Annotated in this window: 7 protein-coding genes; all 7 read left to right on the top strand. The window is 31.3% G+C overall.

All coding sequences use genetic code 11. The annotated features are described in order from the left end of the window. Window positions 1-33 precede the first annotated feature (33 nt). A complete protein-coding gene (locus G525_RS22915) occupies window positions 34-315 on the top strand; it encodes a hypothetical protein (RefSeq protein WP_425402526.1) in 282 nt (93 codons plus the stop codon). Between the two features lie 99 nt (window positions 316-414). Next, window positions 415-594, top strand: coding sequence for a hypothetical protein (locus tag G525_RS0117605; protein WP_027127310.1), 180 nt, complete (start codon window positions 415-417; stop codon window positions 592-594). Window positions 595-650: 56 nt separating this feature from the next. Continuing rightward, window positions 651-1,085, top strand: coding sequence for a UPF0158 family protein (locus G525_RS0117600; RefSeq protein ID WP_245577825.1), 435 nt, complete (start codon window positions 651-653; stop codon window positions 1,083-1,085). Between the two features lie 135 nt (window positions 1,086-1,220). Continuing rightward, complete coding sequence (locus tag G525_RS0117595; RefSeq protein WP_084647797.1) at window positions 1,221-1,976, top strand: DJ-1/PfpI family protein; 756 nt, start codon at window positions 1,221-1,223, stop codon at window positions 1,974-1,976. Between the two features lie 143 nt (window positions 1,977-2,119). Continuing rightward, window positions 2,120-2,854, top strand: a complete 735-nt coding sequence (locus tag G525_RS0117590) for a hypothetical protein (RefSeq protein WP_157491976.1) — start codon at window positions 2,120-2,122, stop codon at window positions 2,852-2,854. 173 nt (window positions 2,855-3,027) lie between these two features. Further along, window positions 3,028-3,759 carry a hypothetical protein gene (locus G525_RS0117585; RefSeq protein ID WP_027127306.1) on the top strand — a complete coding sequence of 244 codons (732 nt, stop codon included), beginning with the start codon at window positions 3,028-3,030 and terminating at the stop codon, window positions 3,757-3,759. A gap of 138 nt (window positions 3,760-3,897) precedes the next feature. Then, entirely contained in the window at window positions 3,898-5,685 is a 1,788-nt protein-coding gene (locus G525_RS0117580) for a DUF6119 family protein (protein ID WP_027127305.1), read from the top strand. The last annotated feature ends 283 nt before the right edge of the window (window positions 5,686-5,968 follow it).

Here is a 5,968-nt window from a genome sequence, read left to right as displayed (position 1 = left end):
AGGCAACAGGTAACGGAGCACCAGTTTGGGACGCTGAAAAGGCAATGGGGATTTACCCATACTTTGATGAGGGGGAAACAAAATGTACTCTCCGAGGTAAATCTGATGATGATCTGTTACAACCTCACTCGGCTTATGTCCATTCTTGGACCAGAGGTATTGAAAAACAGGCTGAAAACGCTTGTGCCTGAACTTTCGACCCTATTTGAAGGGATTTTGGACTATATGGATAGCTTTCTTTTATTAGGCGATACAAATCCATATTTTAAAGCCAAAAGAAATTACTACCTTAACCGCTCTCTAAATAGCAATTGATTCATTAATTTTAGTCCGAATTGAGTTGATGCACAGACTCCCGTTGTGCGCAAGCCAATAAAAACAATAGAAACAATCGAAATAATAAGTTTTAAAAATATGGAACCAGAAGAAATATTAAGAATAGAAAAAGAGGTTGTCTTAAAAAGAATTGAGGAAATATCAGAATTGGTTAATGAGGTTAGAGATTCTGCCTCAAGAGGTGCATTAACAAATAACCATCAGGATTCCGTAGAAAGATTAATTGAAATTAACCGTAAATTAAAAGAGTTAATCTAATTCTAAAAATAAGTGAGCTATTATAAGAAAATCATTCTTTCGATATGAATAACTCGATGTCAAAAATAATAAATGAAATTGCGCAGGAATTAGATTGCGGAAATGACTGTTATTACAATTCTAAAACGGACGAAATAATAGCGATACCAAACTTTGCGCAACTTGCGGACGAAGATGAATTTCGTAATGCTTTCGGAGCGGAATTGAAAAAAGTAAAGAAAAACAAAGCGGAACTTATAAAAATCGAGGTTTTAGAAAGTTCTGAGTCTTTTAAGATTATCGAACGTTTTATCGCCCAAATTGCGGACAAACAATTTCAAGCGGAATTGGAAAATATTTTAGAACGGAAAAAACCATTTCAGAATTTTAAAAACAGAATTGACAACTCGGTCTATAGACAAAACTGGTTTGATTTTAAACAAAATGAATTGGAAAAGATAGTAGAAACGCAATTAAACCGAGGAAAAGCCAGCGCACAACACAGTATATAAGCTATGGCTTGGTCAGTCCTTACTTGGAAAATCCTGCGGATTTTCCAAAGCCAGTTTTTATTTGGAGAAATTCGTGCTGAAACACGCCACAGCTCATATACATAAACGTTGCCCACAATACAAAAAAAATCGAGAATGATAAGAAAATTTGGATTTATAACAATGATTTTTGCGACCATTTTGACAAGTTGCAACACCGACAAATCAAAAATGAAGATTGAAAGTCCTAAAATTACAAAAACTGAACAGAAAACTGATACGCTGACAAAACATCTAAAAACTTTCAATCCCGAATTGCCGACAATTGGACTTTTAATGTATAACGGAGTTTTGCAAAGCGAGGTAATCGCAACTTCTGACGTTTTCGCAAAACCAACCGAAGATGGAAAACAGCTTTTTAATGTAATCTCAATTGCCGAAACGGAAAGTCCAATAACAACAGAAGAAGGAATGCATTTCGTGCCTGATTATACGTTTGAGAATTGTCCGAAACTTACAGCTTTATTCGTTCCAAGTGCATATGATATGTACGCACAAGTTCATAATGAAAAAATCGTGAAATTTATCAAAGAGAAAAATAAAGAAACTGATTATGTTGTGAGCAATTGTGCTGGAGCTCAATTAATCGGAAAATCAGGAATTGCGGATGGACATAAAATTGTAACGTGGATTGGTGGCGGAAAAGATTTACAAAAGGAATATCCGAATTTAAAAGTGCAAAATGACAGTTTGATAACTTTTGTTGAAGACGGAAAATTTAGCTCATCGAATGGGAATTTAGCAAGTTATATTTCTGCATTAAGTTTAGTGGAGAAAATGACCAGTTTAGAACATAGAAAATTTGTAGAAAGTTATTTATATCTCGACCGACTTCAAAACTGGAAGGAATAAGTACTATGGGCAACACCGTGTATAATTAATGGCTAGTTCTCGCCTACTTACGAAAATCCTCGCGGATTTTCTATTCGGTTTTTATTTACTAAATTATGTGCTTAAACACGCCACTAATCATACACAATCACGTTAGCAAACATATGACCAGACCAACAAAAATACTTCTACCATTCATATTTTTATTGCTAATAATAAGTTGTGCAGACAAAAAATCTGAAAAACAAACTTCTGAATTTGACAAAGTTTTAGGAATTGAAAACGTTGCTACTTTAAACTTTCTCGTTTCCGATTTTGAAAATGATTTTCTAAAAAGACAATATCCGAATTTGGATACTGAAAATGCCTATCGACAGTTTTTAACCGAATTACGTGATGAAAAAAACGAAAATTTGAAAAGCATATCCGAAAAGGCAAGGAATAAATTTAAAGCAAGTGATTTACGGCTTGAAATGTATGAATATCCAGATTCTGTTTGGATTTTAAAGAATAGCACTTTTGACAAAATAGAATCAGATTCTTTAAACTTTATAAAAAGTCCATTTCCTTATGTTAAATCGAGGTATAAATACACAAATCTGGACGGAACAATTGAATATTTTTATTCCAGAAGTTCAGGAGAAAAGATATCCGAAGTTGATTATGATTCTATTATAAACCGAGAAATGAACTCACCGAGTTTTAATTATATTGGAAAATATTTACAAGCGTTGGAATCAATAAAAGATAAAGGCGAATTTCACAAAGAATTCTATGAGACAAAGAAAAGTGCTGGATTTCTGTTCCCTGAATCGACTGCGAGAGTTATGCTGAATTACGATATTGATTTAAACGATGAATTGAATAGGAAAATAATCGTGCTTGAATTAGCATATTGAAATTAATAAAATACGTTTGCTAACACCGTGTATAATTAATGGCTAGTTCTAGCCTACTTACGAAAATCCTCGCGGATTTTCTATTCAGTTTTTATTTGCTAAATTAGGTGCTTAAACACGCCACTAATCATACACAAAACCGTTGTGTGCAATATAAAAAAACAAAAATGACTATGAAAAAAACAAAAAAGACATTAAACTGGTTTTTAGGAGGAGTAAGCTTAACCTATATTCTGATATTAATATTTCCATCATTTCTTTTTGCCAATAATTTAGAATATAAGAATTTTACTGTACATTATCATTCTAACGAAATTAATTTAGAGCAATTAAAATCCGTTTTAGACAATTCAGAAAATTTATTAAAAAGCTCTGAATTATTTAACCCAGAAATAAATCAAGATATCTTTCTTTGTAACAATTTCAATGAATTTACATTTTTCGCACTGTTTTCAAGAAAAGCATTTGCCGTTAATTATCCACTTACACAAAATATCTTTCTTTCTAAATCTTCCATTTCGAAAAACTCGATTTCAAGAAATGACAAAGAAAATAATGAAAGAACATTAAGTGGAGTTATTGCTCACGAAACCACTCATTCTCTTTTGGAAAATAAATTAGGTACTTTAAAATATAAATTACTTCCAAATTGGAAAAATGAAGGATATTGTGATTTTGTTGCAAACGAAAGTTCTTTTGACGAACAAAAAGGGCTACAGGATATTTGTAGTGACAAAGACAATTCAAATAATCCGTCTTTTAAATATTTCGAATACAAAACAATAACAAAATACTTATTTGATGAACGAAAAATCTCAATAGATAAATTCTTGAATAATGATTTTGAATTAGAAGAAATTAAACTAAATCTGAAGAGAAAATACTGCACACAACACCGCATATAAGCTATGGCTTGGTCAGTCCTCACTTGGAAAATCCTACGGATTTTCCAAAGCCAGTTTTTATTTGGAGAGGTTCGTGCTGAAACACGCCACAGCTCATATGCATAAACGTTGGCAACAATTGAAAAAAAACCACATTGAATGAATAATAAGTTTTTCGATAGTAAAGAATTTTCAGAAATAAAGATTTTTCAAATCGAAAGAACTCATCACGAATTTAATAACCTTGGAAATGCCGAACAAATAATAAATTTTATTGTAGATAAGCATCGAGAATTAGTCGATGACACCAAATCAATAGGGAAAAAAATACCAAAAATAAGTCAAGATGGAGTTGATTATTATTCCTATGTGTATAATGAAACTTTAAAAGACTCGTATTGGAAAAACTATTTGCCTTCTTCAATAGCAAAAAATCATAGTTTTGATGTTCTCAGAATTTCATTTGCTCTTTTCGCTTCAATTAAAGGCGATATATTCGCTATTGTAGGCGGTGGTGGAATTAGAGTTATAACCAGATACCTAAATCATCGTTTCGGATTGGAATTTTATGAATATTTGACTATTCCCCAAGAAGATATTGTTATATCTCTTACCGCAAGAGGTATTTCTGGAACTCTAACTCAACAAAGTGGAATTTACAGAAATGGAAAAACATTACTGGATTCATTAAAATTTACAGAGATTCCTACAAAAATAAACTTAGAATTAAGGGAAGATTTAAAGAATAGCGCGTTCAGTTTTATAAATTTCAGTAATGATACGATTTATGTCGAAATTGGTTCTTACTTCTATATAAAGCATAGTATAGACTTTAAATCTTTGCATTTACTCTTCATAGAAATAAATGAAATCCAAAGAAAACATAAGCCGACTTCAATTTCTACTTTTTCCAAAGTAAAAGACAAAACAACTACGGAAGACGAATTCAAGAAGATTCTTTTAAGTGAGCTGAGAGATGATATGTTTAACAAATTTGGTCCTGCTCGTTCATCAACTCCTTATAAGTTTGATATAGACTTTATTCATCCATCAAAAATTCAAGAATTTTACGAGTGTAATCGTTTCGAATTAAAAGCGAAAGGAAGACAAAAACCGTTTTTTGAAACTTCCAATAGAAATGAACTTTATACTCAATGTTTAAATTATATGTTTAACAATTTGGATAACCCAAATGACCAAAGAGAGTTTAGCACATTTTTATTAGGTGTTAGAGTTTATGGATTTAAGGATAAAGAAAAAAAATGGAAAACGCACGCAATGTTTTTGCATCATATAACGTGTGAAATTAAGTATCAAGGAAAACCAGTTTTTCTTATTGATAGTAATTGGTATCAAGTAAAAGATGATTTTATTACCAGTATTAACGATAGATGTATAAATCAAATAAATAAAAACATTCTCAAAGAAGACCTTATAAACATTCCTTGGGATTCAAGTATTAGTGACGAAGGCGATTATAATTTAAAATATAAAGGTTTAAAACATTACCACGTTTTTGATAAAATGCTTCCTGATAATATTGAATTTTGCGACATAATGTTTGAGGACAAAAACTCAATTTATTTAATTCACGTTAAAGATGGTTTTGACGCCAAAATTAGAGACGTTGCAAATCAAATTACAATTTCAGCAAATAGATTTTGGAATGATTTTAATTCAGGTAGTTCTGGCTATCTTGCTTCGATTGTAGATACCTATAATAACAGAAATCCGATAAAAATTGATAAGGACAATTTCTTGAAAAAATTTCATCAGAACAAAGAGATTATTTATGTTATGGCTTATAAATCAAAAAAAGGTAAGCTCAACTTGGAAGATAGAATTAGAAAAAGTAAATCCAATATTGCCAAATACTCACTAATTCAATGTGTCCAAGATATGTCTCCACTTTATCAAATTAAAATATTTGACATAGCAGATGTGTAAAACAACTGTTGCCAACACCGTATAAAATTAATGGCTAGTCCTAGCCTACTTACGAAAATCCTCGCGGATTTTCTATCTGGTGTTTATTTGCTAAATTAGGTGCTTAAACACGCCACTAATCTTATACAAAACCGTTGGCATTCATTGAGCAGAACCGTTAAAAATGAGACTTATGAGTAATTTAAAAGACATTAAATCGGAAATTGAAAAATATGCGAATGACTCAAATCTGACTGAATTACAAATTGTTGCGAAACTCGAAAAACACTACTTTGACAAAAAA

The organism is Gelidibacter mesophilus DSM 14095 (assembly GCF_000423005.1).
Lineage (GTDB): Bacteria > Bacteroidota > Bacteroidia > Flavobacteriales > Flavobacteriaceae > Gelidibacter > Gelidibacter mesophilus.
This window is presented reverse-complemented; position numbering and strand designations above follow the sequence as displayed.